Origin of the sequence: Cellulophaga tyrosinoxydans (assembly GCF_900176415.1) — a bacterium.
Lineage (GTDB): Bacteria > Bacteroidota > Bacteroidia > Flavobacteriales > Flavobacteriaceae > Cellulophaga > Cellulophaga tyrosinoxydans.
On record NZ_FWXO01000003.1, the window covers coordinates 64,130 to 90,291 of the forward strand.

At 32.4% G+C, this 26,162-nt stretch carries 30 protein-coding genes and 1 pseudogene; 13 read left to right on the forward strand and 18 right to left on the reverse strand.

Annotated elements, in window-relative coordinates:
• Position 1: 1 nt before the first annotated feature.
• Positions 2–337 (reverse strand): annotated as a pseudogene (locus tag B8963_RS09820) (tRNA-binding protein).
• 93 nt (positions 338–430) lie between these two features.
• On the opposite strand from B8963_RS09820, the gene B8963_RS09825 reads away from it, so the two are divergent.
• Positions 431–988: a thioredoxin family protein gene (locus B8963_RS09825; protein WP_084061352.1), complete on the forward strand. Its 558-nt coding sequence runs from the start codon at positions 431–433 to the stop codon at positions 986–988.
• A 3-nt stretch (positions 989–991) separates the two neighbouring features.
• On the opposite strand, the gene B8963_RS09830 is transcribed toward B8963_RS09825, so the two are convergent.
• The gene (locus B8963_RS09830) at positions 992–1,534 is read right to left on the reverse strand and encodes a YfiT family bacillithiol transferase (protein WP_084061353.1); all 543 of its coding nucleotides are present in this window, start codon (positions 1,532–1,534) and stop codon (positions 992–994) included.
• A 109-nt stretch (positions 1,535–1,643) separates the two neighbouring features.
• Here B8963_RS09830 and B8963_RS09835 point away from each other — a divergent pair, with 109 nt between their 5' ends.
• Complete coding sequence (locus tag B8963_RS09835; protein WP_084061354.1) at positions 1,644–2,282, forward strand: peroxiredoxin; 639 nt, start codon at positions 1,644–1,646, stop codon at positions 2,280–2,282.
• A 118-nt stretch (positions 2,283–2,400) separates the two neighbouring features.
• Positions 2,401–2,592, forward strand: coding sequence for a cold-shock protein (locus B8963_RS09840; protein ID WP_013549199.1), 192 nt, complete (start codon positions 2,401–2,403; stop codon positions 2,590–2,592).
• A 528-nt stretch (positions 2,593–3,120) separates the two neighbouring features.
• Here B8963_RS09840 and B8963_RS09845 read toward each other — a convergent pair.
• The 3 genes from B8963_RS09845 to B8963_RS09855 all read right to left on the reverse strand — a co-directional run bounded on the left by B8963_RS09845 (position 3,121) and on the right by B8963_RS09855 (position 6,440).
• The gene (locus B8963_RS09845) at positions 3,121–4,053 is read right to left on the reverse strand and encodes a peptidylprolyl isomerase (protein WP_084061355.1); all 933 of its coding nucleotides are present in this window, start codon (positions 4,051–4,053) and stop codon (positions 3,121–3,123) included.
• A 123-nt stretch (positions 4,054–4,176) separates the two neighbouring features.
• Positions 4,177–5,559, reverse strand: coding sequence for a M20/M25/M40 family metallo-hydrolase (locus tag B8963_RS09850; RefSeq protein ID WP_084061356.1), 1,383 nt, complete (start codon positions 5,557–5,559; stop codon positions 4,177–4,179).
• Entirely contained in the window at positions 5,556–6,440 is an 885-nt protein-coding gene (locus B8963_RS09855; protein ID WP_084061357.1) for a PPK2 family polyphosphate kinase, read from the reverse strand. Before B8963_RS09855 ends, B8963_RS09850 begins: the two co-directional genes overlap by 4 nt.
• Positions 6,441–6,639: 199 nt before the next feature.
• Here B8963_RS09855 and B8963_RS09860 point away from each other — a divergent pair, with 199 nt between their 5' ends.
• Positions 6,640–7,326 carry a hypothetical protein gene (locus B8963_RS09860; RefSeq protein ID WP_084061358.1) on the forward strand — a complete coding sequence of 229 codons (687 nt, stop codon included), beginning with the start codon at positions 6,640–6,642 and terminating at the stop codon, positions 7,324–7,326.
• Between the two features lie 9 nt (positions 7,327–7,335).
• Here the strand turns inward: B8963_RS09860 and B8963_RS09865 are convergent, their stop codons facing one another.
• The 10 genes from B8963_RS09865 to B8963_RS09910 form a co-directional block, all read right to left on the reverse strand.
• On the reverse strand, positions 7,336–8,499 hold the full coding sequence (locus tag B8963_RS09865; RefSeq protein ID WP_084061359.1) for a sigma-54-dependent transcriptional regulator: 1,164 nt from the start codon (positions 8,497–8,499) through the stop codon (positions 7,336–7,338).
• A 19-nt stretch (positions 8,500–8,518) separates the two neighbouring features.
• Complete coding sequence (locus tag B8963_RS09870) at positions 8,519–9,394, reverse strand: DUF6268 family outer membrane beta-barrel protein (protein WP_084061360.1); 876 nt, start codon at positions 9,392–9,394, stop codon at positions 8,519–8,521.
• Positions 9,395–9,402: 8 nt separating this feature from the next.
• Complete coding sequence (locus B8963_RS09875) at positions 9,403–10,320, reverse strand: mechanosensitive ion channel family protein (RefSeq protein ID WP_084061361.1); 918 nt, start codon at positions 10,318–10,320, stop codon at positions 9,403–9,405.
• 3 nt (positions 10,321–10,323) lie between these two features.
• Entirely contained in the window at positions 10,324–11,661 is a 1,338-nt protein-coding gene (locus B8963_RS09880; RefSeq protein WP_084061362.1) for an ABC transporter permease, read from the reverse strand.
• Complete coding sequence (locus tag B8963_RS09885) at positions 11,654–12,589, reverse strand: ABC transporter ATP-binding protein (RefSeq protein ID WP_084061363.1); 936 nt, start codon at positions 12,587–12,589, stop codon at positions 11,654–11,656. Before B8963_RS09885 ends, B8963_RS09880 begins: the two co-directional genes overlap by 8 nt.
• 233 nt (positions 12,590–12,822) lie before the next feature.
• Positions 12,823–13,941: a molecular chaperone DnaJ gene (gene dnaJ / locus B8963_RS09890; RefSeq protein ID WP_084061364.1), complete on the reverse strand. Its 1,119-nt coding sequence runs from the start codon at positions 13,939–13,941 to the stop codon at positions 12,823–12,825.
• A 9-nt stretch (positions 13,942–13,950) separates the two neighbouring features.
• Positions 13,951–14,505: a nucleotide exchange factor GrpE gene (locus B8963_RS09895; RefSeq protein WP_084061365.1), complete on the reverse strand. Its 555-nt coding sequence runs from the start codon at positions 14,503–14,505 to the stop codon at positions 13,951–13,953.
• Between the two features lie 173 nt (positions 14,506–14,678).
• The gene (locus tag B8963_RS09900; RefSeq protein ID WP_084061366.1) at positions 14,679–15,590 is read right to left on the reverse strand and encodes a TIGR01777 family oxidoreductase; all 912 of its coding nucleotides are present in this window, start codon (positions 15,588–15,590) and stop codon (positions 14,679–14,681) included.
• A 91-nt stretch (positions 15,591–15,681) separates the two neighbouring features.
• Positions 15,682–16,350, reverse strand: a complete 669-nt coding sequence (mnmD, locus tag B8963_RS09905) for a tRNA (5-methylaminomethyl-2-thiouridine)(34)-methyltransferase MnmC2 (RefSeq protein WP_084061367.1) — start codon at positions 16,348–16,350, stop codon at positions 15,682–15,684.
• Between the two features lies 1 nt (position 16,351).
• On the reverse strand, positions 16,352–16,855 hold the full coding sequence (locus B8963_RS09910) for a DUF4920 domain-containing protein (protein ID WP_084061368.1): 504 nt from the start codon (positions 16,853–16,855) through the stop codon (positions 16,352–16,354).
• 105 nt (positions 16,856–16,960) lie between these two features.
• Between B8963_RS09910 and B8963_RS09915 the strand changes: the two genes are divergently transcribed.
• Positions 16,961–18,028: a branched-chain amino acid aminotransferase gene (locus B8963_RS09915; RefSeq protein ID WP_084061665.1), complete on the forward strand. Its 1,068-nt coding sequence runs from the start codon at positions 16,961–16,963 to the stop codon at positions 18,026–18,028.
• Positions 18,029–18,077: 49 nt separating this feature from the next.
• On the opposite strand, the gene B8963_RS09920 is transcribed toward B8963_RS09915, so the two are convergent.
• Complete coding sequence (locus B8963_RS09920) at positions 18,078–18,464, reverse strand: pyrophosphohydrolase domain-containing protein (RefSeq protein ID WP_084061369.1); 387 nt, start codon at positions 18,462–18,464, stop codon at positions 18,078–18,080.
• Positions 18,465–18,504: 40 nt separating this feature from the next.
• On the opposite strand from B8963_RS09920, the gene B8963_RS16095 reads away from it, so the two are divergent.
• The 7 genes from B8963_RS16095 to B8963_RS09955 all read left to right on the forward strand — a co-directional run bounded on the left by B8963_RS16095 (position 18,505) and on the right by B8963_RS09955 (position 23,065).
• Positions 18,505–18,693 (forward strand): hypothetical protein, encoded by a 189-nt coding sequence (locus tag B8963_RS16095; RefSeq protein ID WP_084061370.1) that lies wholly within the window; start codon positions 18,505–18,507, stop codon positions 18,691–18,693.
• 104 nt (positions 18,694–18,797) lie between these two features.
• The gene (locus B8963_RS09930) at positions 18,798–18,977 is read left to right on the forward strand and encodes a hypothetical protein (protein WP_084061371.1); all 180 of its coding nucleotides are present in this window, start codon (positions 18,798–18,800) and stop codon (positions 18,975–18,977) included.
• A 17-nt stretch (positions 18,978–18,994) separates the two neighbouring features.
• Entirely contained in the window at positions 18,995–19,366 is a 372-nt protein-coding gene (gene crcB, locus B8963_RS09935; protein WP_084061372.1) for a fluoride efflux transporter CrcB, read from the forward strand.
• 323 nt (positions 19,367–19,689) lie between these two features.
• A complete protein-coding gene (locus tag B8963_RS09940) occupies positions 19,690–20,028 on the forward strand; it encodes a P-II family nitrogen regulator (protein ID WP_084061373.1) in 339 nt (112 codons plus the stop codon).
• A gap of 32 nt (positions 20,029–20,060) precedes the next feature.
• The gene (locus tag B8963_RS09945; protein WP_084061374.1) at positions 20,061–21,305 is read left to right on the forward strand and encodes an ammonium transporter; all 1,245 of its coding nucleotides are present in this window, start codon (positions 20,061–20,063) and stop codon (positions 21,303–21,305) included.
• A 110-nt stretch (positions 21,306–21,415) separates the two neighbouring features.
• A complete protein-coding gene (locus B8963_RS09950; RefSeq protein WP_084061375.1) occupies positions 21,416–22,465 on the forward strand; it encodes an outer membrane beta-barrel protein in 1,050 nt (349 codons plus the stop codon).
• Positions 22,466–22,726: 261 nt separating this feature from the next.
• Positions 22,727–23,065: a P-II family nitrogen regulator gene (locus tag B8963_RS09955; protein WP_084061376.1), complete on the forward strand. Its 339-nt coding sequence runs from the start codon at positions 22,727–22,729 to the stop codon at positions 23,063–23,065.
• 99 nt (positions 23,066–23,164) lie between these two features.
• Here B8963_RS09955 and B8963_RS09960 read toward each other — a convergent pair whose 3' ends face one another.
• A complete protein-coding gene (locus B8963_RS09960; protein ID WP_084061377.1) occupies positions 23,165–23,809 on the reverse strand; it encodes a DUF1684 domain-containing protein in 645 nt (214 codons plus the stop codon).
• Between the two features lie 169 nt (positions 23,810–23,978).
• Between B8963_RS09960 and B8963_RS09965 the strand changes: the two genes are divergently transcribed.
• Positions 23,979–24,704: a DJ-1/PfpI family protein gene (locus B8963_RS09965; RefSeq protein WP_084061378.1), complete on the forward strand. Its 726-nt coding sequence runs from the start codon at positions 23,979–23,981 to the stop codon at positions 24,702–24,704.
• Here B8963_RS09965 and B8963_RS09970 read toward each other — a convergent pair.
• Positions 24,691–26,109, reverse strand: a complete 1,419-nt coding sequence (locus tag B8963_RS09970; RefSeq protein ID WP_084061379.1) for an alpha/beta hydrolase — start codon at positions 26,107–26,109, stop codon at positions 24,691–24,693. The genes B8963_RS09965 and B8963_RS09970 overlap by 14 nt on opposite strands.
• Between the last annotated feature and the right edge of the window lie 53 nt (positions 26,110–26,162).

Genomic DNA, 26,162 nt, shown 5'->3' on the forward strand with positions numbered 1-26,162 from the left:
TTTATGAAATTTTAAGTCCGTTTTTAGTTTTTAATCCAGGTTGCAACAAGGTTACTTCTTTATTATCTACGGCTCCCAATATAAGACATTCACTCATAATACTTGCAATTTGTTTTTTGGGAAAGTTTACTACAGCAACAACTTGTTGTCCTATAAGTTCTTCTTTAGCATAAAGTTTAGTAATTTGAGCTGATGTTTTTTTTATTCCTATTTCTTAGCCAAAATCTATTTCTAAAATATAAGCAGGATTTCTCGCCTCAGGAAAATCATTAGCAGTTACTATAGTACCTACACGCATATCCACTTTTTCAAAATCTGACCAACTCAAGGTATTCATATATCACAATATCTAATTATACTTTCAATCATTAACAGCTTAACCATGGAAATTTAAAAAAATCTAATAACTTTAACCTAAAAAATATTTACAATGTCATTAACACCAAGCAATATGTTGCCGTTGGGCACTATAGCACCAAATTTTAAGTTACAAGACACCATTACTGAAAAAGAATATACTTTGGACCAATTAAAAGGTCCTAAAGGTACTGTTATACTATTCATTTGTAATCATTGTCCGTATGTGATTCATGTAAACCCAATGCTAATTAAAATTGCTAATGACTATAAACCGAAGGGGATAAATTTTGTAGCCATTTCGAGTAATGATATTGTTAATTACCCGCAAGACGCTCCGCATTTAATGAAAAAGAATGCAGAACAAATGGGCTATAACTTTCCCTATTTATTTGATAGTACTCAAGAAGTTGCGAAAGCATACGACGCAGCATGCACACCAGACATCTATTTATTTAATAAAAAACTAGCGTTAGTTTACCGAGGGCAATTAGATGGTTCTCGCCCTGAAAATTCTATTCCTTTGACTGGATCGGATTTAAAAAATGCACTTGATTGCCTTTTAGAAAATAAGATGAACACTAGCATTCAAAAACCTAGCATGGGGTGTAATATTAAATGGATTAAATGATTATCACCAACCTTTACTAGCAATTAGCCCCTTAATATGTGCTAGATGGTGGTTACTATGCCAAGCATATTTACCAATATTTTCAGCCACACTTACATGAATATTACCATCAGGGTGAATATATTCTCTTTTTAAATCTGAAGTTGTTAAACCTTTCAATAGATAAACTAATTTGGCATGTAATGCAATTAAATAATTTAATGAAAGCTCAATTGGAGCTGTTTTAGCATCAAAAAGCAGACTCCAGTCTTTTTCTTCATAGGCTTTAATAACAGGCGATTTTTCAGTTAAAGCCCACTTAAAACGAGTATAACTGTGGTGGTGACTATCAGCAATATGATGTATAAGCATTCTTACCGTCCAACCTCCTGGTCTATAAGGAGTATCCAGTTGTTCTTGATTTAAATGTTCCACCAAATCCTTTAATCTAACGGGTAATAATTCTAAATCATTAATCCAACTATTAATATGTTCATCACTAATAGTTTCTGGGCAAGTAAAATAACCTATGGGGTATTTTAATTTTTCGAGTGCTGTGCTTTCCATATTTTAAAAATAGTAAATTTTAATACATTTTTAACCTGATAAAAGTGGAATTTTATTATTTAATCCACTAATTTTATAGACTAATAAATAATTCTAAAAACAACATAAAATGGCAACACTTAGATTAGGAGATACCGCACCAGATTTTACAGTAGATAGCTCTATGGGAATGATAAATTTATATGATTACCTAGGTGATAGTTGGGGTATCCTATTTTCACATCCTGCTGATTTTACTCCAGTTTGTACTACAGAATTAGGAACTGCAGCTAAATTTAAAGATGAATTTGACAAACGAAATGTAAAAATGTTAGCCTTAAGCGTAGATAGCGCAGCTTCTCATGCCGAATGGATTAAAGATATAAATGAGGTGCAAAATACAACGGTAAATTTTCCAATTTTAGCGGATGAAGACAGAAAAGTATCAGATTTATATGATATGATTCACCCAAAAGCTGATAGTACACTAACGGTACGCTCGGTATTTATAATTGCACCAGATAAAACAGTAAAACTTATACTTACTTATCCGGCATCTACAGGTCGAAATTTTTACGAGCTATTACGCGTAATAGATTCGTTACAATTAACAGCATACCATAAAGTTGCGACACCTGCGAACTGGAAAAATGGTGATAACGTTGTTGTTAGCCCTGCTATTGCTACGGCCGATGCAAAGAAGATATTCACCAAAGGAGTTGAAGAAATAAAGCCTTATTTACGCATGACACCTCAGCCTAATTTATAAAACCCTAGTAATCATTGTAAATAAATAGTTATTTATTAAATATAACTATCAAAAAATCACTGTGTTAAATTTTAATACACTACCTTTGTGACTTAATTAATTTTTTTAATATTTTATAATGAATAAAGGAACAGTAAAATTCTTCAATGATTCTAAAGGTTTTGGATTTATCACTGAAGAGGGCTCAAGCGAAGATCATTTTGTACACATCTCTGGATTAGTAGATGAAATTCGTGAAGGTGATGTTGTAGAATTTGAACTACAACAAGGTAAAAAAGGATTGAACGCAGTAAATGTAAGAGTACTATAATACATACGTAAAACTTTTTTTTTGATTAGAAGCCCGACCAATTGGTCGGGCTTTTTTTAAATACAATTTTAGACAAAACACCTACCCTGACAGCTTCTGACATTAAAAACTTACAAATATTTACAAAAATCTATAATTTACACGCAACTCTTTTATGCATTCTGCATCTGTTATATAAAACAAATAAGTTCCCCCAGAATTACTATACAATTAATCCAATACTATGAATACTTTTTTCGGAATCTTATTTTTATTATTAGCAATAAATATTCTCCTCTTAATCTTAAGTGTAAATAATTCTAAACATAAACGGACTTTAAAGTAGGGTTTTCACCCCTTAAAGTGTTTTATAAGTAAATACAAAACTTTAAAGTTTATATAATGATTACATTTTTTTCTATACTATCTATTTTGGTTGTAATTAATATTATAATACTACTTTTTAGTGTTAATAGAAAACCTTCTAAACTATAAATGGCTCTCAAAAATTGAGAGCCATTTATAATTCTATAGTCTTTTAAAGTTGGGTTAACTAACTTTCATTAATTCTACATCAAATACCAAAATAGCATTTGGAGGTATTACTCCGCCAGCTCCAGCACTTCCGTACCCTAAATCTGAAGGGATAACAAATCTCGCTTTGTCACCAACTTGCAACAAACAAATACCTTCATCCCATCCTTGTATCACTTGACCAACACCAACTTGAAAATCTATTGGTTCTTTTCTTTTGTATGATGAATCAAAAACAGTTCCGTTAATTAAAGCCCCCTCATAGTGTACAGAAACTTGCATTCCTGGCTCTGCCTTTTTACCACTTCCTTTTTGAATAATTTTATAACGTAATCCACTTTCTGTTTCTTCGAAACCAGCAGATACCTTATCCAATTCTGCAGCTTGCTTTGCTCTTTCTTCTGCAATTCTTTTCTCTCTAGATCCCTCAAAAGTTCTAAATGCCTCCACAGCATTCCATTTCTCAGCTTCAGCGCCAACTCTTACAATTTCTAAAGATTCAATTTTATCGCCTTGTTTTATAGCATCAACAATGTCTTGACCTTCAACTACATGTCCAAAAACAGTATGTTTGTTATCTAACCAAGGTGTTGCTATATGTGTAATGAAAAATTGACTACCATTTGTACCAGGACCTGCATTAGCCATAGAAAGTACTCCAGGACCATCATGCTTTAATTCTACATGAAATTCATCATCAAATTTATACCCTGCATCACCTGTTCCTGTTCCTTGTGGACAACCACCTTGGATCATAAAATCAGGAATTACACGGTGGAATTTTAACCCATCGTAGTATGGTGTTCCCTGTGGCTTAACTTTGTTATCTAAATTACCCTCTGCTAAAGCAACAAAGTTACCAACAGTACCAGGTGTTTTGTCATGTGTAAGCTTTACTAATATTTCTCCTTTTGAAGTATTGAATTTTGCGTAGATTCCGTCTTTCATTTTGCTCATTTTTTGTGAGCGACAAAGGTACTATTAAGTTTTTGCCTAAAAAAATACTTTACATTGTAAAGATCTTATAAAACCATCTAAAAAATAAAATGGCTTATAAAATCTTTACATCAATTAATTGATATCGTTTCCATATTTATCAAACAAATACACCAAACTTGCCATTGAAGCAGCTCCAAGTTCAAGTTCTCTTTTGTTTACATGCTCAAATGTATCATTGGCAGCATGATGATGATCAAAGTAACGTTGAGAATCAGGTACTAAACCTGCTAAAACAATATCTTGATTTTTTAAAGGTCCAATATCCGCACCACTGTATCCTTTTATAAAAAGATGGACAAAATAAGGTTCAAATAAATTTTTCCAAGATGCTATTTTTTTAAAATCATCTTCATTACAATCAAATGAAAACCCTCTTGGAGAGAAACCTCCCGAATCGCTTTCTAGTGCAAAAATGTGCTTTTCTTTGCTAGATTTTGCTACTTCGGCGTATTTATTGCCCCCTCGAAGTCCATTTTCCTCATTCATAAATAAAACCACTCTTATTGTACGTTTTGGCTTATATCCGGTTTCTTTTAATAAGCGCAAAACATCCATACTTTGAACACAACCTGCGCCATCATCATGCGCTCCATCCCCTAAATCCCATGAATCTAAATGTCCTCCAACAACAATTACTTCATTTGGATATGTAGTTCCCTTTATTTCTCCAATTACATTATAAGATTCAACGTCTTCAAATTGTTCACATGTTTGTCTAAAAAAGAAATTTATATCCGGATTTAAACGCAAAGATATACTCAATAAATCCGCACCATTTGTACTTATTGCTGCAGCAGGAATTCGGTCTTTTACAGGAATATCTCCATAACTCATTGAACCTGTATGTGGATAATCATCTAGTCTAAGATTCATAGATCTTACGATAACACCCACTGCTCCATATTTAGCCGCTTCTGCAGCGCCAGCATAGCGTTGATCTACGCAACTAGAATAAGATGTAAAGGTGCTAATGTTTTTTGGATCCATTGGGCGATTAAAAAAGACTATTTTACCCTGTAAGCGTTGTTTACCTAAAATAGCAAGATCATCTAAACTCTTTACTTCAACCACATTTGCTTTAAGTCCGCCTAAAGGTGTTGCAACAGATCCTCCAAGAGCACAAATAGGAATATTTGTAGTAACACCTGGATCAGTTTCGAAATAAGCAAATTCTGGAATTCCCCTATTCCATTTTGGAACCATTACTGGTTGTAACCAAACTTTATCCAAACCTAAATCTTCGAGTTGTTTTTTGGTATAATCAACCGCTTGTTGCGCTTGTACAGAACCTGACAATCTACCCCCAATTTGATTGGACAAATAGTTTAACCAATCGTATGATTTTCCATTACTTAATGACGTATCAAAAATTGATTTTATTTGTTGCTCATCAGTTTTTTGAGAAAAAGTTGTTAAAGCACATAATAAGCTTATTGTAAATACTATATTTTTCATTCCTTTTCTGATTGTAGTTGGTTCTTATAATCTTCCATATTAGCTTTAATTTTATCATCTAATTCTGGCTCTTTAATATCTTTATATTTTTTTAGCTCTTGTAATAATGTATTGGCTACTATAAGACGAGCTCCTTTTTTATTATCTGCAGGAATAACGTACCAGGGAGCATGTGGTCTTGATGTTTTATTTAATGCATCTTCATAGCATTCTTGATACTTATCCCAAAGTTGGCGTTCTTTTAAATCTCCTGGAGAAAACTTCCAATTTTTTTTCTGAAGTTGCAATCTTCTTAATAGTCGCTGTCTTTGCTCCTCTTTAGATAAGTGTAAGAAAAACTTAAAAATAATTGTTCCGTTATCTGCAATATGCTTTTCAAAATTATTTATTTGCTCAAAACGCTTTTTCCAAAAAACATCATCAATATCTTCGACTGAATGGATCCCTGGAATATGTTCTCCCATAATATACTCAGGGTGCACTCTGGTTACTAATACATTTTCATAATGTGTACGATTAAAGACACCAACTTTACCCTTTGCTGGTAATGCAATATAATGCCTCCAAATGTAATCATGCTTAAGCTCTAATTCTGTTGGCACTTTAAAACTATGCACAACAACTCCTCGAACATTAAAATCTTTAAAAACTTCTCGAATTAGGCTATCCTTACCTGCAGTATCCATACCTTGTAAACAGACCAGAACACTGTATTTGCCATGTGCATATAAGGTATCTTGAAACTCGCCTAATTCTCTTCTTACTTTGTCTAATTGCTTTTTAAGATCATCATCATCTTCGCCAAAATTTTCATAAGTATTGCAATTATCTAAACTTATTTGATCTTTAACACGGTAAAAATCTATATCAATGTCCTTCATGGTATGAATATAAAATATTTTTATAGACTTTAATATTCTATAATTTTAAAACTATCAATTTTAGGTAAAAATTAGCATAATTTGAGTTTCTTATACAGAAAAAACTGGCGTACATCGAGAAAATAGTTTTTTACGGTAATTTGATATTAAATTTACGTAAGCAACATCCCAAATGTTACTTTTTTAAAATCTTAACCTAATGAGAAGTATTTCAAATATACTATGCCTTTTGGCATTTCTGCTATTTACCTCTTTTACAACAGATAGAGCTTGCGAATATGTGGGTTCTAATATTGAGTTTATAGAGACACAAACTAAAAAGGCACTCTCAGAGCAAGATCTTAATAAAGCCAAGTTTCAGGTTTACAAAGCTATTAATGCTATTGAAAAAACTAGAGAAAAATTAAAAGACTGTGGTTGTAGTTATGCATCGAAAAATTTATTTGATGGCTTAGATAATTTAATTAAAGCAACAAAAACATCTACTATAAAAGCCGCACATTTATTAATAGAACGAGCTTTAGTTAACACTGCATCCAGTTTAGAATCTTTACACGAACATTATACACACCAAGGTAATTATCAAGCAGATTTACTTACTTTAAATATTAAAACTTCTGATGAAGAAAAGTTAAGTAATAAAATAACTACAGATAGAGAACTTCGTCAAAAAATAGATGTTTCATTAGAAAAATTTGAAAAATCACTAAACTTAGTAGTTGAAAGTGTTGATTGTAAAGAAGCAACAAAATTTACTACCGATATTTATAAAAAATGCGAACAAGCGCTTCTAAAAGATGATCTAACAGAAGGCAAGAAATACTACAATTTAAGAACAAAAGCTATAGCCTCCGCAGCGCTAAAAAAATTAGAAGGTTGTAAATAATTCTGATTTTTATTTACTCGCAAATAATTTAACATCGTTTACATCAACTTCTGCGTTACCTAAAATTATTAAACGCTCTACCACATTTCTAAGCTCACGAATATTACCAGTCCAATCGTATTCTTTTAATAAGTTAACTGCCTTTTCGGTGAATACTTTAGGAGCTGTTCCATGCTCCGCTGCTATCTTTTCTGCAAAATGCCCAATTAACAGTGGAATATCATCACGCCTATCATTTAAAGCCGGAACTTTAACTAAAATCACCGCAAGTCGATGGTACAAATCCTCTCTGAACCTACCTTCTTCTATTTCTGTCTTTAAATCTTTATTAGTAGCCGCAACTACTCTAACATTAACCTTTATATCTTTATCCGTACCAACTCTAGATATTTTACTTTCTTGCAAAGCTCTTAGCACTTTTGCCTGAGCAGACAAGCTCATATCGCCAATTTCATCTAAAAATATGGTTCCATTATTAGCTGCTTCAAATTTACCAGCTCTATCTTTAACCGCAGAAGTAAAAGCTCCTTTTACATGACCAAAAAGCTCACTTTCAATTAATTCCGAAGGTATTGCCGCGCAGTTAACCTCAATAAAAGGCGCACTACTTCTCTGGCTTTTTTCATGAATCCAATGTGCTACCAGTTCTTTACCCGTACCGTTTGGACCTGTAATTAAAACACGAGCATCTGTAGGGGCAACTTTCTCTATCATGTCTTTAATAGCACCGATAGCATCGCTCTCCCCTACCATTTCATAGTTTTTACTAACCTTTTTCTTTAATATTTTGTTTTCAACAACCAGTTCTTTTCTGTCTAATGCATTTCTTACCGTAGTTAGCAATCTGTTTAAATCTGGTGGTTTTGATATATAATCAAATGCACCTAAGCGCATTGTATTTACAGCCGTATCCAAATCGCCATGGCCAGAAATCATAATAAAAGGAATTTCTGGTTTAATTTTTTTACATGCTTCAAGCACCTCTACACCATCCATTTTTGGCATTTTAATATCGCAAAGCACCAAATCGTAGTCTTCTTTTTTTAATATTTCTATACCCTTTAAACCATCTTCTGCTTCATCAACTGTATACGTATCGCTCTCTTCAGATAGAATTTTAACTAAAACTCTTCTTATGGCTGCTTCATCTTCTATTACAAGTATTCTTGACATGATTGTTTATTATAATTTATTAAAGTCCTATTCTAAAACCAGTTCTAAAATAGAAACTTGATTCGTTGTTTAATATAATGCTTTCTTTTCTTTCTTCATTGCGTAATACTCCATTATTAAAGAGTGTATGCCCCATAAAACCATAAACAAACATATTTTTAGCTATGGTATGTTGATAGCCTAATGTAATTAAAGCGGCAGAGGAAGAAATGGCCGCTGCTGAATTGCCGTTCGGAAGAAGCATATTATTTTGGAGATTTGCGTAATAACCATCCAAAATAAATTCGGTTTGAAACACACTTTTTTCTGTACGATAAAATTTTAAAGCACTTTTTGGCGCACCTATTACATATGCCCATTTAGGATCAAATCTCTTTTCAAAATACAGCACAGGCAGTGGTATTCGAAAAGCTACAGTAGAATTATAGGACAATCCCAAAACCAATCTGGTAGGCTTTTCAACATTTTTTTTCTCCTTCAATACTCCAACAGTGACATTCATGGCAATATCATTCTTTTGCAAGGGTTCGTTTAATGTGGAAGAAATTCTTGGAGTAACCACCCCAATAAAACGCCAATCTTCATTATACCGATACATATAAGCCAAATTAAGATCTATCACATGAAAATCTTTAAAAACATCCTTATCAAAAGCCACTTCCTGATCCAATACATAAGCGAATTTGTTATATTCTCCTCCAATGATAAAATTATCTTCTTTACCAACTTTAATTGGAACATTAGCCACTATTTTTAACCTTGTTAAAGCTACTTCGTCTTTATTTTTAGGCATACTCATATACTCAAGTCTAAAAACATCAGGAGTTTGAGCGTTTATTCCAGAAATCGTAATTAAAAAAATAATTACGGTACTCCAAATTCTCTTATTTATCATTCTAAATATTATAGTTTATCCTTCTTCATATTTAGAACGGGAGATTGTTGGAACAAATGAACATCTCTCTGAGGAAAAGGAATACTTACATTGTTTTCTTTAAACTTAGCGTTGATGGTGTAACGTATAGCGCTTTTAATTCTAGGAGAAGAAAAGCTATCGCTAACAAAAAAATTAATATCAAAAAGCAAAGCCGAATCTCCAAAATCTTGAAATAACACAAAAGGCTTAGGGCTTTTCAATACTCCTTTTTGTTGATGCACTGCATCTTCTAATAATTTGGTAACTAATTCTACATTACTTCCATAAGCCACACCTACGCTTACTGTTTCCCTTGTTGTTTTATGATTTTGTGTATAATTATAAATAATTTCTCCAATGAATTTATGATTTGGAATGATAATTACTTTATCATCTCGTGTAATGCACCTTGTTGTTCTTAGTTTTATTTCAAACACCTTACCAACTTTACCATCTATTTCTACTATATCTCCAACACTCATAGATTTATCTACGATGATAAATATTCCACCTATAATATCCTGAAATAGCTCTTGTAAGGCAAGACCTAAACCAACAAACAGTGCTGCAGATGCAGTAAGTAATATTGTTATATTTATTCCTGCAGCACTCATGGTAAATAATATCACCACCACATATACTACATACCGAATAAACTTGAAAACGCTGATAAATTTATTTTTATCATCAACTTCCATTTTTCGGGTAAACAAATATCGTAACCATTTTAAAATAAAAGATGTTGCAACAAAAGCCGCAAACAACAACAAAAGCAAACCAATTGTTATATGAATTTGTTTGTCGCCACTACCAAAATGGAAACCCAATTCAAGAAAATCTTGTATAGAACCCCAAATATCTTCTTCTATTATTTCTTTTACTTTTTCCGCTTTTTGTTGCATCATTTACTAATACTTTAACCACCTATAAAGTTCTTTATAGCTAGGTTTTTTTCCATACATTAAAATACCTACACGATATATTTTCGCAGCTAACCAAACTATACCAATAAAAGTAATAATTAATAATGTAATTGATAATATTACTTGCCATACCGGCACTCCACCTTCGCCTATTCCGCTGGATAGCCGCATAAGCATAACAATTGGAGATGTTAATGGAAATAATGAAAACGCTACTGCTATTGGACCATGGGGATTATTAAATACAGAAAAGAATCCTACATAAATTGCCAACATTAATGGTAAAATAACCGGAAAAACAAATTGCTGCGTATCTGTTTCGTTATCTACAGCTGCACCTATTGCTGCGTAAATAGAACTGTATATTAAATATCCTAACAAAAAATAAACCATAAAAAAGCTTATCAACATTACCCAAGGAATTTTATATATCTCTGCACCAAGAGCCATAGCTTTTTCACTAATATTAGATACAGATGTTGCCGCTGGCATTCCGTTTTTGGCTAATTGATTTGTGGTGTCGAAACTTGCTGGGTCTACATCAAAAACTAAAATTAACACTGTTAAAAGTATTGATGCAGAAATTATCCAAATAACGAATTGGGTTATACCTGCCAATGACGTACCAATGATCTTACCCATCATTAATTGAAAAGGTTTTACAGATGAAATTATAACCTCAATAATTCTACTTGTTTTTTCTTCTATTACACTGCGCATAACAAAACCACCATAAATAATAATGAACATCATTATTAAATAGCCAAAACCACCACCAATAAAAGCTTTAATTTCATTAAAACCTTTTATGTTTAATTCTCCAGAAAACGTTGCCGTATTAATAGCATATGCTTTGTCAATTTCGATAAATTCTTTTTTTGATACACCTAGTTCCTGCAACCTGTTTTGCTCTAATCTGTTTTTAAAAATTTGTTCTAACTTATCCAGAACCATTGTACTTGGAGCTTCTTTGGTATAAAAAAATGTTTGCTCAGAAATCTCCTCTAAAGTAGATGCATTAGGAATATGCAAAAGTCCGTAAAAGCCAAGATTTACCGTAGAATCTTTAGCTACACTTAACGGAATATTTTTAAAGTTAACATACGATGTACTTTCAGTCGTAACAAATTCATTTCCAAAATAATCACTTTCATTTAAAACAACTATAATCTGCTTATCCCCATCATTTAGCTTTGTTAAAAAAGCTATTAAAACAACCATGGCAACCATTAGAATTGGGCTTAAAAAAGTCATTATAACGAAAGATTTATTTCGGACTTTGGCCAAATATTCTCTTTTGATTATTAGTAAGAGTTTATGCATTAGAGTTTTTACTTTCTATGGTTTGTATGAAAATATCATTCACTGTAGGTATTCTTTCTAAAAAATGATTAATTGGTGCTTTAGATGCGAGATAAGTTAAAATCTCCTGTGTACTAAGGTTTTCCAATTGTAGGCTAAAGTTTAATTGATTCTCTTTTGCATCAATATGCGAATCTAGAATAATAAACCGCTTTGTTAACTCATTCAATATCTCTTGAAAATTACTAGTTTGCATGCCAACATCAAAAATGTTCTTTTTATATGCCTTTTTTATACTAGATAAACTACCGTCAAGTATTTTTTCAGATTTATGAATTAGCGTAATATATTCACAAAGCTCTTCAACAGATTCCATTCTGTGTGTAGAAAAAATGATAGAAGTTCCATTATTCTTTAACTCTAAAATTTCATCTTTAATCATATTTGCATTAATAGGATCAAAGCCGCTGAATGGTTCGTCAAAAATTAAAAGTTTAGGTTCATGCAGTACCGTAACTATAAACTGTACCTTCTGAGCCATCCCTTTTGATAGCTCTTGTACTTTTTTATTCCACCAATCCCCTATTTCAAATTTATCAAACCAATATTTTAGTTTCTTCTTGGCATCATCTTTAGACAATCCTTTTAATTGTGCCAAGTACAACGCCTGTTCCCCAACTTTCATGCTCTTGTACAAACCCCTTTCTTCAGGCAAATAGCCTATCATAGAAATATGCTCAGGATTTAGAGCTTGTCCGTTAAAGAAAACTTCACCTGAATCTGGATATGTAATTTGATTTATAATTCTAATTAAAGAAGTTTTACCAGCACCATTAGGCCCAAGTAAGCCGTAAATACTATTTTCAGGAATTTCTAAAGAAACATTATTTAAAGCAATATGGCTGCCATACTTTTTACTGACTTCTTTAGCTACCAAAATATGGTTCATGCAAACAATTTTACCAAAGATATTGAATTGATTTAAAAGTGGGATTCTGTTTAAAGAATAAATTAACACCTCACTTTTGCACCTTGTTTTTGTATGTATTTTCTTATAAAAAACAAAACCCACCCTCAAGTAATCAAGGATGGGAAAAAAATTGCTATGAAAAAGAAAATTAACGTTAGTTGCCCAACGTTATTTCAAATATAAGTTTTTTATTTTAAAAATTAATAAAATACCTAAGAGAACATATCTTTTACCTTTTCAAAAAATGATTTATCTGATTTTTCAGGACTAGGAATAAAGTTTTCATTATCCTGCATTTTCTCAAAAAACTCTTTTTGTTCTTTATTCAAAGTTTTAGGTGTCCAAACATTTACATGCACAAGTAAATCTCCTGCACCATAACCATTAATACTATTAATTCCTTTTCCTCTTAATCGTAATATTTTACCAGATTGAATACCTGGCTCTAATTTAATACGAACTTTACCTGTAACAGCGTCTATTTCTTTAGAAGTACCTAAAACAGCTTCAGATATACTCACATACAAATCGTAATGCAAATTATCCCCTTCTCTTTTTAAAGTTTCATGTTCTAAGGTTTCAATAGCAACAATTAAATCGCCAGGAACACCATTTCCTGGAGCATCATTACCTTTACCACTTACCTTTAACTGCATTCCATCTTCAACACCTCCTGGTATTTTTACAGATACAGTCTCTTCTTTAACCACCATTCCTTGAGCATCTGCATCATGTGGCCTTTTATCTATTAACTGACCAGCGCCTCCACAACTACTACAAGTAGCCGCAGTTTGCATACGACCTAAAATGGTATTGGTAATTTTTGTTACTTGCCCTCTACCACCACAAGTACTACAAGTTTTATAGGTAACACCGCTTGCTTGTACTTTACGTTTTACCTTAATTTTTTTCTCTACACCATTCGCAACCTCTTCTAAAGTAAGCGAAACTCTTATTTTAAGACTACTCCCTTTTACTCGTCGTTGGCCACCGCCACCGCCGAAACCACTAAAACCTCCACCGCCAAAAGCACCGCCAAAAATATCTCCGAACTGACTGAATATATCATCCATATTCATGCCACCGCCGCCTCCAAAGCCACCTGCGCCATCAAAAGCCGCATGACCGTATTGGTCATATCTTGCTTTTTTATTATCATCGCTCAGCACTTCATAAGCTTCTGCAGCTTTTTTAAACATCTCTTCAGCTTTTGCATCTCCAGGATTTTTATCTGGGTGATATTGTACCGCCTTTTTCCGATATGCCTTTTTAATTTCAGCTGCTGTCGCTCCTTTACTAATGCCTAATATGTCGTAATAATCTTCCTTCATATCTATTTATTAATTACCAACAACCACTTTTGGATGACGGATAATTTTATCTCCTAATTTAAAGCCCTTCTCGATTACATCTATAATTTTACCTTTCATTTTCTTATCTGGGGCAGGTATTTGGGTAATAGCTTCATGTAAGTCAGCATCAAAAACATCACCTGGTTTAGCTTCTACTTCTTCTAAACCTTTTGCTTTTAATACTTGCTTAAATTTATTTTGAATCAACTCAACGCCTTTAAACATTTCTTTATCTTCTGATTTTGACAATTCTTGTAGTGCTCTATCAAAATCGTCTGAAACTGGTAAAAGTGCAACTATTACCTCTTGACCAGCAGTACGGAATAAATCCATACGCTCTTTAGACGTACGTTTTTTGTAATTTTCAAACTCAGCAAAAAGTCTAAGAAATTTGTCTTTCTCTTTTGCCAAATCTTCTTTTAATTGATCCTCAACAGAAAGTTCTTCAACTTCAACATTTTCAACTTGCTCTTGTTCTTTATCCTGAACTTCTTCGTTTAAATTACCGTCTAGTATTTCGTCAATATTGTTTTTATCACTCATGGATTTTATCTATTTTCAATCTGCAGTTTACAATTGGCAAAAGTACTGCCAATTATTTAAAAATGTCAAAATGTCACAAAACTTTGTAACAATAAAAGACGAAAAGGTAAATTTTCAAGAGAGTTGGGCGGTTGCACATTAAAAAAGTAGTTTTAGCAACCTATTTGGCAGTATTATTTTTTATAAATTGATGCTAAGGCAGCACTTACATTTTCAAATTTAAAAGTAAACCCTTCTTCAATTATTTTTTTATTACTAACTCTTTGACTACTTAATAGTAATGCAGACATTTCACCAAGTATAGTTTTAAGAACAAACTCTGGAACCTTTGGAAAAAAAATAGGCCTATTCAATACTGTTCCTATTTGAGCAACTAATTTTTTATTTGTAACCGGATTTGAAGCAACACCATTATAAATTCCAGCAAGTTCATTTTTTATAACAAATAGAAATAAACGTGCCAAATCTTTCACATGTATCCAAGATTGCCATTGCTCTCCTGTGCCAAAGGCCGAACCTACGAATAATTTAATTGGTCTCGCCATTTCTGGCAATGCACCACCGTTACTAGACAATACCAATCCTATTCTGATTTTTACAATGTTTACATTAAAGGCTACAAAAGTATCTACTTCCTTTTCCCAAGCATTTACCACTTCGGACAAAAACCCGTCTAAAGGAAACTCATCATCTTCGTGATAAAGTTTATTAAATGAATTAGGGTAAATTCCTATTGCAGAAGCAGACACGAAAGATCTTATTTTATTTGTCTCAATGGCATTTAAGCCTTTATGCAATGTCTTTAGAGCGTTAATTCTACTATTTAAAATTTCTTTCTTATAGCTGTTTGTCCATCTTTTAGATATAGAAGATCCTGCCAAATTTATAATCGCTTCTACTCCATCAAAACACTTCAAATCTATCTCTAAGGCTTCTGGATTCCAGTAGAATCCCTTATAATTTTCATTAGAAACAATTTTGTTTTTGCTGGTAGTAAGGTAATGTACCTTAATAGCGTTGTTATGGCATTCTGCAACAATCGCCTTACCTACTAAACCTGTTGCGCCTGTTACGAGTATTTTCATTTCTTTTTTTATAAAGATAGCTGATTTTGACACCAGTCATTGAGCATTTAAAAAAGGTTTAACATAAACACTGCAACGGTTTAAACATGAACTAACTTAACTTTTTTGTTGCTCTCAACATTTCTCTTTTACCAGGAGGGCCAGGTAAACGTTCTACAAAAAAACCTACGGCCTGCATTGCTCTTCTGACACTACCCTTAGCACAGTAAGTAACCAAAACCCCATTGTTTTTCAGTGCCTTATACATAATTTGGAAGATATCTTCTGTCCATAATTCGGGCTGTACACGTGCACCAAACGCATCAAAATAAATAAGGTCAAAAAAATTAGATTGATTTATTTGTTGAAATTCTTTTTTCTGTTTTGTAAGCTTAAAATTATCAGAAATGGCAATTTCATTTTCCCAAGCACTACTGTGCATTTTCATGAATTGATCTTGAAAATTTGGAGCATTTAACTGGTCAATATAATTTAATTGCACAATTTCCTCCATAGCAACAGGAAAGGCTTCTACTCCACAATAGTTTATTTTTAATTGATATTTATCTGATTCAATAGCCGTAATAATGGCATTTAATCCAGTACCATAACCAATTTCTAGAAGTTGTATTTCTTTATTCTTAAAAAGCGACAATCCGTTTTTAATAAATACATGATATGCCTCTTGGATGGCACCATGTATAGAATGATACTGTTCATTCCACTCCACTAATTGTATTGTTGTGGAACCATCTGAAGTTGTTATTATTTTGCGTTCCAAATTATTTTTTTAATAAAACGCCATCGGCCTCGAACCTATACGTCTTTTTTGGAGCTGTAATAGCCGCAATTACTTCTTTAGATTCTCCAGCATCTTCGGCATAATGTTTTTGCTCTTCTACAGACATTTCTTCTATAAATGCTAATCCATTTACAATAACTTCTTTACCAGCAATATCTTTAGGCATAAAAAACCCATAATCTTTAAACTTAACCATTGCTTCTTCGCCATTTTCTAATTTTAATTTCATCCAGCATCCTTTAGATTGGCACACTTCTGTTACCGTTGCCGAGAATTTGGTTTTTAAAGTATCAGAAACTATTAAATTTTGAAATTTCGAAGTCATTTCATCACTCAAAATTGCGCCATTTTCATCTATTGCCACTCCAATTGAAGTATATTCTGTCGTTGATTTGGTTTCTACTTCGGTATTGGCTTCTTTATTTTGTCCTTTACATGCTGCAAAAAGCAAGATAAATACAAGTAAAATGTTAATTCTTTTCATAATATTTAAAGTTTGAGTAATATGTACAAAGTTGGACAATTTTAAATAAAAAAAGAAGTCTTATTGATAGAATTCCTTAATTTTATTCCTTTAAACTTAAAAGCAATGGAGACAAGTACAAAAAGCCTAATTTCAATTGAAAAAAGTAAAACCTCGAAAATTGATAAAGTAGATTTCGACAATCTGGCATTCGGGAGCGTCTTTACCGATCATATGCTAGTGTGCGATTATAAAAATGGTGCTTGGGAAAATCCTAAAATTGTTCCTTACGGTCCTATAACCTTGGATCCTTCGGCAAAAATCTTTCATTATGGTCAATCCATTTTTGAAGGCATGAAAGCGTATAAAGATATTGAAGAAGCAATTTGGTTATTTAGACCTTTGGACAATCATAAAAGATTAAATATTTCTGCAAAGAGAATGGCTATACCTGAAATTCCTGAAAACTATTTCATGGAAGGATTAAGCGCATTAATTACCTTAGATGAAAAATGGATTCCAAAAAAAGCAGGGAGTTCCTTATATATAAGACCATTTATTTTTGCATCTGGCCAAGGTTTTCATGCTTCTCCTGCAAACGAGTATAAGTTTATGATTTGTTTAGCTCCCTCTGGTTCCTATTTTTCAGGAAAAGTTAAAGTTTTAATAGAGGAAACTTATTCACGTTCTGCAAATGGTGGTGTTGGCTATGCAAAAGCTGGTGGTAATTACGCTGGACAATTTTATCCAACCCAATTAGCTATTGAAAAAGGATATAATCAAGTTATCTGGACAGATGATAATACGCATGAATACATTGAAGAAGCTGGTGCTATGAATATTTTTATTCGTATTAATGACACCTTAATTACTGGCCCAACAAGTGATCGTATTCTTGACGGTATAACAAGAAAAAGTATTATCGAGATAGCTAAAGATGAGAATATTAAAGTTGAAGTTAGAAAAATTACAGTAACCGAAGTTGTTGAGGCTGCTAAAAATGGCTCGTTAAAAGAAATGTTTGGCGCTGGTACTGCTGCAGTAATTTCACCTATCTCAACATTTGGGCATAAGGGTACAGATTATGATTTGCCTGAATTACAAGAAAGTTATGCTACGCGTTTAAAGAATAGAATTACAGACATACAATACAACCGAGCTGAAGACAAGTTTGGTTGGAGATACAAATTATAACATAATTTTATTCATACAATAAAGCCGCTCTGATCGAGCGGCTTTATTATTATTGTTCCAAAATAGATTTAATATTGGGCTGAAAATAATTAGGCCCTTTTAAGACTTTACCGTCTTCTCTATATATGGGTTTGCCATCGGCTCCAAGTTTACTCATGTTACTACGTTGTATTTCATTAAAAACTTCTTCTATTTTATATTGCATTCCATGCTCCAAAATAGTGCCACAAAGAATATACAGCATATCTCCAAGAGCATCTGCAACTTCAACTAAATTATTCTCTTGAGCCGCCTCTAAATACTCTTTATTTTCTTCATCCATTAAGTTAAAACGCAATAGATTTTTATCCGGCCCTAAATCTGCTCTCATTGTAGTGGCAACTCCCATTCCAAAAGTTTCATGAAAAAGCGCTACCGCATTAAGTTTATTTTTCATCTAATCTAGATTAAGTTATTTTTGCATAAAAATAAAAAATATGTTCAGTACGGGACAACTAATTTTTGCCGCTCTTTTTTTCGTTAGCTTCTCTATAATTATATACTTCACCTATAGAAAAGACAAAAATCTACATTTAAAAAATTATAAAGGTGTTAAATGGATTGGATTAACGTTCATAATCTTTATAGCAATTTTGTTCATAATTAAGTATTTGCTGAAAAATTAACTGAAAAATTGCGTACACCACAAAAATTAGAAAATACACAACATTAAATTTTTAAATGTAAGAAAAGTCATATTTTTGCGTTGTAATACTTAAATGTCAGTTATATGTTAACTTTTTTCAGTATTTTATTGGTTCTAGTAGGTTTAAATGCAGCATTATTGCTATTTAGTGTAAATTCTAATAAGAAAAGAACACAAAAAACAAATTCGAATATTGCAGATTATTCTCCTACAAAAATATATCCTTTAAATATTATTGAGGCTAAATACAAAAAAGCAGTGTAGTTTTATACTTTTAAAGTATGAAACACATTCTACTTGTTTTTTTAGGAGGAGGCCTTGGAAGCGTTTTACGTTATATAATTAGTAAAGCACTAAATACTTCCTACTCCAATTTTTACTTCGGTACTTTTCTTGTTAATATCTTAGGTTGTCTTTTAATAGGAATTATTTTAGGCTTTTCTTTAAAGGACAATTACCTCACTCAAAATCAAACATTATTATTGGCCACTGGTTTTTGCGGTGGTTTTACAACATTCTCTACTTTTGCGCTTGAAAACCAAACTTTTCTAAAGAATGGAGATCTAATTAACTTTGCTATATACACTATAAGCAGTGTTGTTATTGGCATTGTTGCTATTTCAATTGGTATTTGGCTTTCCAAACTTGTTTAAAAGACAGGCCTTTTTCCTACTTCTGTTATAAAAAACACAATAAACTCAGTTCTTTTTAAATTTTTAAGCATTTACACCTTTTCTTGTTAGTTTTTGAACAATTCTCAAAAAAACAAGCAAAAAAATCTACTTACCCTACAATTTCACATTATTTAACATTTTAGTATAATCAAATAAATATTATTTATAGATTAATTTATAGATACCCATAAATTTTTGGGGTTTAAATTATTATAATTATAAAAATCGACATGTTAACCCTAAATTTTAGGGGGTCTTTATTTTTTTGACATACATTTGTTTTGTTAATCAACAAATCAATTATGAAAAAAATCGAGGCAATAATTAGAAAATCAAAATTTGATGAAGTGAAAAAAGCGCTACATCAAATTGAAGTAAACTTTTTTAGTTACTGGGACGTAACTGGAGTTGGCAATGAAAAACAAGGACATGTGTATCGTGGAATATCTTATAGTACTTCAGATATTCAAAGAAGATATCTAACCATTGTAGTTTCTGACGAGTTTTTAGAAAGAACGGTTGATACCATTTTAGAAACCGCGAGCACAGGTAATGTTGGTGATGGAAAAATATTTGTTTCTGAAGTAACAGAAGCTTACAGAATCAGAACCAAAGAAAGTGGTCAAGCAGGAATCAACTAAATCAAACTAATAAATTAATACTATATAAGAATATGGAAGCAGGATTATTTACCGCAAACAACGTCTGGATGATGATATGTACAGCACTTGTATTTTTCATGCATTTAGGCTTCTCTTTTTTAGAGATAGGACTAACGAGACAAAAAAACACTATTAATATACTTTTTAAAAACGTATTTATAATATGCATTGGACTTTTACTTTACTACATTGGAGGATTTAACTTAATGTATCCAGGTGATTTTAATGGATATTTAGGATTTGCTGGATTTGGTTTAGATCCAGGAGAAAATGGAATGACACCAGAATATGCAAGTGGCGGGTATACGTATTGGACAGATTTTCTTTTTCAAGGAATGTTCGCAGCAACCGCAGCAACTATTGTTTCTGGTGCTGTAGCTGAACGTGTAAAAATTGGTGGATTTATGATCTTTACCATTATATACGTAGGATTAGTATATCCAATTGTTGGTTCTTGGCAATGGGGTGGTGGTTTCCTTTCTACACTAGGTGGTGAAGAAGGTGGTTTCCATGATTTCGCAGGTTCTACCCTAGTACACTCTGTAGGTGGTTGGGCAGCTTTAATTGCTGTTTATCTATTAGGCCCTAGAATTGGAAAGTTTGGCGAAGATGGTAAACCACAAGCTATACCAGGACACAATATACCTTTAGCAGCAGCAGGAGTTTTAATATTATGGTTAGGATGGTTTGGATTCAACGGAGGTTCTGTACTTTCTGCAGATCCTGCAGGCACTTCTCTTGTGTTAGTAACAACCTCATTGGCAGCTGCAGCTGGTGGTGTATCCGCTATGCTTTTTTCTTTTATTCTATACAAAAATTTAGATTTAACCATGTTCTTAAATGGTATTTTAGGAGGCCTAGTAGGTATAACTGCTGGAGCAGATCTTATGTCGCCAAATGAATCGGTAATTATTGGAGTATTAGCTGGTATATTTATTGTAGGTGCTGTTGCTTTGGTTGACAAAATAAAATTAGATGATCCTGTAGGAGCAATTGCTGTACACCTTATCTGTGGTATTTGGGGAACACTTGCTGTTGGTATCTTTGGAGCAAAAGCAGGTGTGGATCAATTAATTTATCAATTAACAGGAATTGGAGTTATTGGCGCATTCTGCTGTATAACTGCATTTATCATACTTATAGTAATTAAGAAAACAGCTGGAATTAGAGTTTCTAAAGAAGAAGAAATGGAAGGTTTAGATCTTCATGAACATGGAATGGATGCTTATCCTGACTTTAGAATGAATCAACATTAATAAAAAGAAAACGGAGCGTTTTGCAGAACGCTCCGCTACTTACACATTTTCAATTAAAAATTAAATCTCATCTAAATCTCTAAACAACAGATTTACTAAATCATTAATTTATGAAAACGATTAGAAAAACAAATTACGTAAAAAATATTTTCTTAGTTGCATCTTTATTCGCAGGTACCGCTATTTTCGCACAAGAAGAAGCTGAAGAAGAAAAAAAACCACTATCTATTTCTGGAACTGTAGATGCTTATTATAGAACAAATTTAAGCTCCTCAGATGTTGGTTCTCAAGCTCCTGGATCGTCTTTTGCAAATGAATCAGGATTTGCTTTAGGTATGGCTAATGTTATCGCTTCTTACGAAGGAGCTAAAACTGGAGCTGTTGCCGACTTAGCATTTGGACCTAGAGCTTTACAAGCAGCTGGAGGTGATGCTGGCATATTTGTAAACCAATTGTATGCCTACTGGAATGTATCAGAGGGAACTAAACTTACCGTAGGTCGTTTTAACACGTATTTAGGCTACGAAGTAATTTCACCTGCTGCTAATTTTAACTATAGCACATCATACTTATTCTCTTATGGACCATTCTCACACGTGGGTTTAAAAGCAGATTTTGCTTTATCTGAAGATTTTAGCTTAATGTTAGCTGTTATGAATGTTACAGATGAAAACTTCAATGGCACAAGTGGATCAGTACCTGGCGCTTATTCATTAGGAGCTCAATTAGGGTATTCAGGGCAATATTTAAATTTCTACTATGATGGCAATGCTAAATTAGGTTTTGAAATTGATTATACCGGTGGTTTTGATTTATCTGACACATTCTATTTAGGACTTAATGCAGCGTACCAAGACAATGATGGTGTAGGCTTCTTTGGTGCAGCAATTTACCCTCAATTAGCAACTTCTGATAGTTTTAAAATTGGATTAAGAGGAGAATACTTCGCTGAAAGTGGTGATTACGGAGCAATAGGAACAGGTGTAGAAGATTCTAGCGTTTTTACTGCTACATTAACTGGTAGCTATTCTATTGAAAATTTAACTATTAAGCCAGAATTGAGATTAGATAGCACTTCTGATGACGCATTTTTTGATAACGATGGAGCTGCTTCTAAAAGCTTATCATCTTTCTTAATTGCAGCTATTTACTCGTTCTAAACAAAATAATTTAAGTTGATAGAAAGAGGCCTTCTTAGTTAAGAAGGCCTCTTTTTTGTTTCATAATTATTAGAAACATAATTCTAAAGCATTAGTATAAAAGCAACATTTCTCTATTACATTAAAAAATTTCCACAAACTTCAATAGTCTATATTTAGCTTCTATTTTTTCCAAGTTATACCCATAATAAACACCAATAACAATGACGCTATAATTCTTTTTTTTCTTTTACATTTGTAAGTGAATCTAACATTTCTTTTATGAAAAAAATAGAAGCAATCATTCGTAAGTCAAAATTTGATGAAGTTAAAAAAGCGCTTCATAAAATTGAAGTAAACTTTTTTAGTTACTGGGATGTAACTGGAGTTGGCAACGAAAAACAAGGTCAAATTTATCGTGGAATTTCCTATAGCACATCTGATATACAAAGAAGGTATTTAACCATAGTTGTTTCTGATGAGTTTTTAGAGCGTACTGTAAATACCATATTAGAAACAGCGAGCACAGGCAATGTTGGAGATGGAAAAATATTTGTTTCTGAAGTTACTGAAGCCTATAGAATACGCACTAAAGAGAGTGGTAATGCTGGAATAAATTAAACAATTTTAATTAAGACAACATATTACACTACTTAACCTATACAATAGCGAAATCTACTAATTCTAAAAAATTAGATAGGCGTTTATCTTAGTTAAATTTTAGTGTTTTTTGAATGCCTTTACTCCTGCCCTAATAGCTACATCTAGTGTATTTATTTTAGGAACAATTGGGCACGAATATTTTTTATTATAGGCACAATAAGGATTATAAGCTTTATTAAAATCCAGTAAGATAGTATCTCCTTCTGGGATGGTTAGATCTATATACCTACCTCCCGAATAACTTTCATTCCCATTGGTTTTATCTGAAAAAGGTAAAAACAAATAATCTCTATATTTTTCTTGCAACATTAATTCTTGATTTTGATATATTTCTAATTGATAATCTTTGCCTTTTATTTTAAAATAAGCAATTCCATAAACTGCTTCTGTTGATTTACGACTAGTGGTGGTAGGCATATAAAACGGCAAGGCATCTGGCGTTCTAACAAATTTTGCAACAACTCTGAAGGTTGTGTCTGGTTTGAAAAAATCTAAACTTTTAAAATTTTTCCTGTCCTTATCATACAAAGGAGAAGTCTCTGGATCTTTATACTCTTTATTAAGCTCACGTTGAAATTCTAATATATCTTCTATTGCCTTAGACGCTACTTGCTCTAAATTATGCTCGGCTAAATCATGGTACTTTTTCTCTCCATTACAACCTAGCAATACCAATAGAAAAAATAAGTTTACTAATTTCATAGATATGATTTTAATCAAAAATACAATTTATTATATATTGTCTTACAAGTTTAAAGTGAATATTGTACTCCTAATGAAATGCATACAGAAATAACAATTTTCAATTCTTAGCATAGTTTTGACGGTGATATTACTTTTGTTTGTACTTTCGAGGCAAATTAACAAAGTCATGAAATCTACCTTATTTTTAGTCATACTTTCATTAGGTATTTTCTCTTGCGAAAATTCCTATACTTCTAGCAACAAAAACAATGCTAAATTAAAAATTAAGCCAGACCGTTATAATGTGGCGTTTTTAATTATGGATGGTACTTATAATACAGAATTAACTGCTCCTTTTGATATTTTTCAGCATACACAATATCGTAAAAATATCAAGGCCATGAATGTATTCACCGTTGCCAATACACTTGATCCTATAACAACTTTTGAAGGTATCCGTATTTTGCCAGATTTTGATTATACAAAAACCAATTTACCTGAAATTGATATATTAGTTATACCTAGTGCAGAACATCATATGGATAGTGATTTGGAAGATGTAGTGATGCTAAGTTTTGTTAAAAACGTTAATGAAAAAGCTTTGTACATGACCAGTCATTGCGATGGGGCTTTTGTTTTGGCAAAAGCAGGATTGCTAGACACCGTTGCTTCCACAACATTTCCAAGTGATATTAAAAAATATGAAAAAATGTTCCCTCAATTAAATGTAAAGAAAAATTCATTTTTTGTACACGATGGAAAATACATTACCTCAGCTGGTGGAGCAAAAAGTTTTGACGCTGCTCTATACTTATGCGAATTGCTTTATGGGAAAGAAGTTGCTATAGATTTAGCTAAAGGCTTAGTGATTGATTGGGATGCTGCAAAAACCCCACACTTTATTGCTCAATAACCTCGTAGCGCGCGTCTTTTAAATATTTTTCAACCAATAAGTTAAACTCTGGAGTTATACGTAATAAGGCCGAATGTTCTATTTCGTATAATGCTTTCTTATCTTGATAGCCTGCTTTTAATAATTCTTCTAAATAAAATAGTGCAGTCCCATAATCCTCAACTTTAGCAGCATATGAGATTACGTTTATATAAGAAGCATATTCTTTAGGATTAGTTATAGTTTTAAGCATCCATAGGTAACTTATTCCTTCTTCATCTACTGTAGGTTCCGCGCCTAACTCCCTAATATTACTATCCACTAAATGATTGACAAAACCTGTTAAACGTTTGCCCATTTGAGCCTCTAAAGAATTTGCACTCAATGAATATTTTTTTAGTTCTTGCATTTGGTAATTCCACCAACCTAAATTATTAAAATTATAGTTTAATACATCTTCATATAACGCATAATCATAATCCTCTCTTAGCAACATTTCTTTAAAAGAATAGCCAGATTCACTACGTTTTAAGGCTTTATAATTTTTATCTTTCTGCAGACTCTTTTGCCGAGCTTTGAGTGCATCTGTATCCACCAAAGATCTATAAATACTTAAAGATTCGGAGATTAAATTATTTGCTTTTATTAATTTATTTCTTGCGATTAAGCTTTCAATTAAGGCTAAAGTTGCTTTATAATTTTCAGCTATAAATGCTTCATCTTTTTGCACAACACCTTTAGCCATAGCTTCTAAAGTAAAGACTACAAGCGATTTTTCAATATATTCTAAAGAAGTAGGAGCGCTGCCATTTTCAAAAATGAATAATTCATTAGGAAAACGTAATGAATTCAACATCTTTTCATTCAATTGCATTTCGATTAAATTATAATCATCAGCGCCAACAAGTCCAATGTAATGAAAGGAGTTTTTTGAATCTAAAACATCGGTATTCCCAATTGGTTCACCAACCGACACTACCCCTTTTATGTTTTTAATGATCACAGGAAGAACAGATGCAAACTTGGCGCCTTCTGTAAAACCGGCAGTATACATACGTTGGCTATCTACAGGTAGAGTACTAAGCACAAAGTTCATCATTCTACTTGTAAGTAATACATTTTCTGAAATAGATAATGAATCATTTAGCTGATTAGGAGAGGCTATAATGTAATTTTGATTCTCTGCTGCTGCCGCAAACATTTGAATTGATTGTTTAGAATTCCCTTTCAAATCAAAAACAAATACGATTGGCCATTTTTGATCCAAATTGAAACTTTTTGGAAGAAAAAGCGCAAAATTCTCTCCATCTGTATCCGTAATTTCTATAGAATCTAAAACAACACCTTTTTTTAATGATATGTTTTGAGAAACTGCATTAATGGTTATAAAAGCAGTAATTAATAGACAAAATATTCTTTTTTTCATATAGTAAAAGGTATCAAAAACCTAGCCAAATTTTTATTTAAATCTACAAAATA

Excerpts from the sequence above, each read along its gene's own strand:
- B8963_RS09840 (WP_013549199.1), top strand. The coding sequence starts at position 2,401 with ATGAATAAAGGAACAGTAAAATTCTTCAATGATTCTAAAGGTTTTGGA.
- B8963_RS09910 (WP_084061368.1), bottom strand. The coding sequence starts at position 16,855 with ATGAAAAGAATTAACATTTTACTTGTATTTATCTTGCTTTTTGCAGCA.
- B8963_RS09825 (WP_084061352.1), top strand. The coding sequence starts at position 431 with ATGTCATTAACACCAAGCAATATGTTGCCGTTGGGCACTATAGCACCA.
- B8963_RS09880 (WP_084061362.1), bottom strand. The coding sequence starts at position 11,661 with ATGCATAAACTCTTACTAATAATCAAAAGAGAATATTTGGCCAAAGTC.
- B8963_RS09885 (WP_084061363.1), bottom strand. The coding sequence starts at position 12,589 with ATGAACCATATTTTGGTAGCTAAAGAAGTCAGTAAAAAGTATGGCAGC.
- B8963_RS09940 (WP_084061373.1), top strand. The coding sequence starts at position 19,690 with ATGAAAAAAATCGAGGCAATAATTAGAAAATCAAAATTTGATGAAGTG.
- B8963_RS09920 (WP_084061369.1), bottom strand. The coding sequence starts at position 18,464 with ATGAAAAATAAACTTAATGCGGTAGCGCTTTTTCATGAAACTTTTGGA.
- B8963_RS09950 (WP_084061375.1), top strand. The coding sequence starts at position 21,416 with ATGAAAACGATTAGAAAAACAAATTACGTAAAAAATATTTTCTTAGTT.
- B8963_RS09930 (WP_084061371.1), top strand. The coding sequence starts at position 18,798 with ATGTTAACTTTTTTCAGTATTTTATTGGTTCTAGTAGGTTTAAATGCA.
- crcB (WP_084061372.1), top strand. The coding sequence starts at position 18,995 with ATGAAACACATTCTACTTGTTTTTTTAGGAGGAGGCCTTGGAAGCGTT.
- B8963_RS09960 (WP_084061377.1), bottom strand. The coding sequence starts at position 23,809 with ATGAAATTAGTAAACTTATTTTTTCTATTGGTATTGCTAGGTTGTAAT.
- B8963_RS09895 (WP_084061365.1), bottom strand. The coding sequence starts at position 14,505 with ATGAGTGATAAAAACAATATTGACGAAATACTAGACGGTAATTTAAAC.
- B8963_RS09860 (WP_084061358.1), top strand. The coding sequence starts at position 6,640 with ATGAGAAGTATTTCAAATATACTATGCCTTTTGGCATTTCTGCTATTT.
- B8963_RS09855 (WP_084061357.1), bottom strand. The coding sequence starts at position 6,440 with ATGAAGGACATTGATATAGATTTTTACCGTGTTAAAGATCAAATAAGT.
- B8963_RS09830 (WP_084061353.1), bottom strand. The coding sequence starts at position 1,534 with ATGGAAAGCACAGCACTCGAAAAATTAAAATACCCCATAGGTTATTTT.
- B8963_RS09845 (WP_084061355.1), bottom strand. The coding sequence starts at position 4,053 with ATGAAAGACGGAATCTACGCAAAATTCAATACTTCAAAAGGAGAAATA.
- B8963_RS09875 (WP_084061361.1), bottom strand. The coding sequence starts at position 10,320 with ATGATGCAACAAAAAGCGGAAAAAGTAAAAGAAATAATAGAAGAAGAT.
- B8963_RS09955 (WP_084061376.1), top strand. The coding sequence starts at position 22,727 with ATGAAAAAAATAGAAGCAATCATTCGTAAGTCAAAATTTGATGAAGTT.
- B8963_RS09945 (WP_084061374.1), top strand. The coding sequence starts at position 20,061 with ATGGAAGCAGGATTATTTACCGCAAACAACGTCTGGATGATGATATGT.
- B8963_RS09900 (WP_084061366.1), bottom strand. The coding sequence starts at position 15,590 with ATGAAAATACTCGTAACAGGCGCAACAGGTTTAGTAGGTAAGGCGATT.
- dnaJ (WP_084061364.1), bottom strand. The coding sequence starts at position 13,941 with ATGAAGGAAGATTATTACGACATATTAGGCATTAGTAAAGGAGCGACA.
- B8963_RS09970 (WP_084061379.1), bottom strand. The coding sequence starts at position 26,109 with ATGAAAAAAAGAATATTTTGTCTATTAATTACTGCTTTTATAACCATT.
- B8963_RS09850 (WP_084061356.1), bottom strand. The coding sequence starts at position 5,559 with ATGAAAAATATAGTATTTACAATAAGCTTATTATGTGCTTTAACAACT.
- B8963_RS09870 (WP_084061360.1), bottom strand. The coding sequence starts at position 9,394 with ATGATAAATAAGAGAATTTGGAGTACCGTAATTATTTTTTTAATTACG.
- B8963_RS16095 (WP_084061370.1), top strand. The coding sequence starts at position 18,505 with ATGTTCAGTACGGGACAACTAATTTTTGCCGCTCTTTTTTTCGTTAGC.
- B8963_RS09865 (WP_084061359.1), bottom strand. The coding sequence starts at position 8,499 with ATGTCAAGAATACTTGTAATAGAAGATGAAGCAGCCATAAGAAGAGTT.
- B8963_RS09835 (WP_084061354.1), top strand. The coding sequence starts at position 1,644 with ATGGCAACACTTAGATTAGGAGATACCGCACCAGATTTTACAGTAGAT.
- B8963_RS09965 (WP_084061378.1), top strand. The coding sequence starts at position 23,979 with ATGAAATCTACCTTATTTTTAGTCATACTTTCATTAGGTATTTTCTCT.
- B8963_RS09915 (WP_084061665.1), top strand. The coding sequence starts at position 16,961 with ATGGAGACAAGTACAAAAAGCCTAATTTCAATTGAAAAAAGTAAAACC.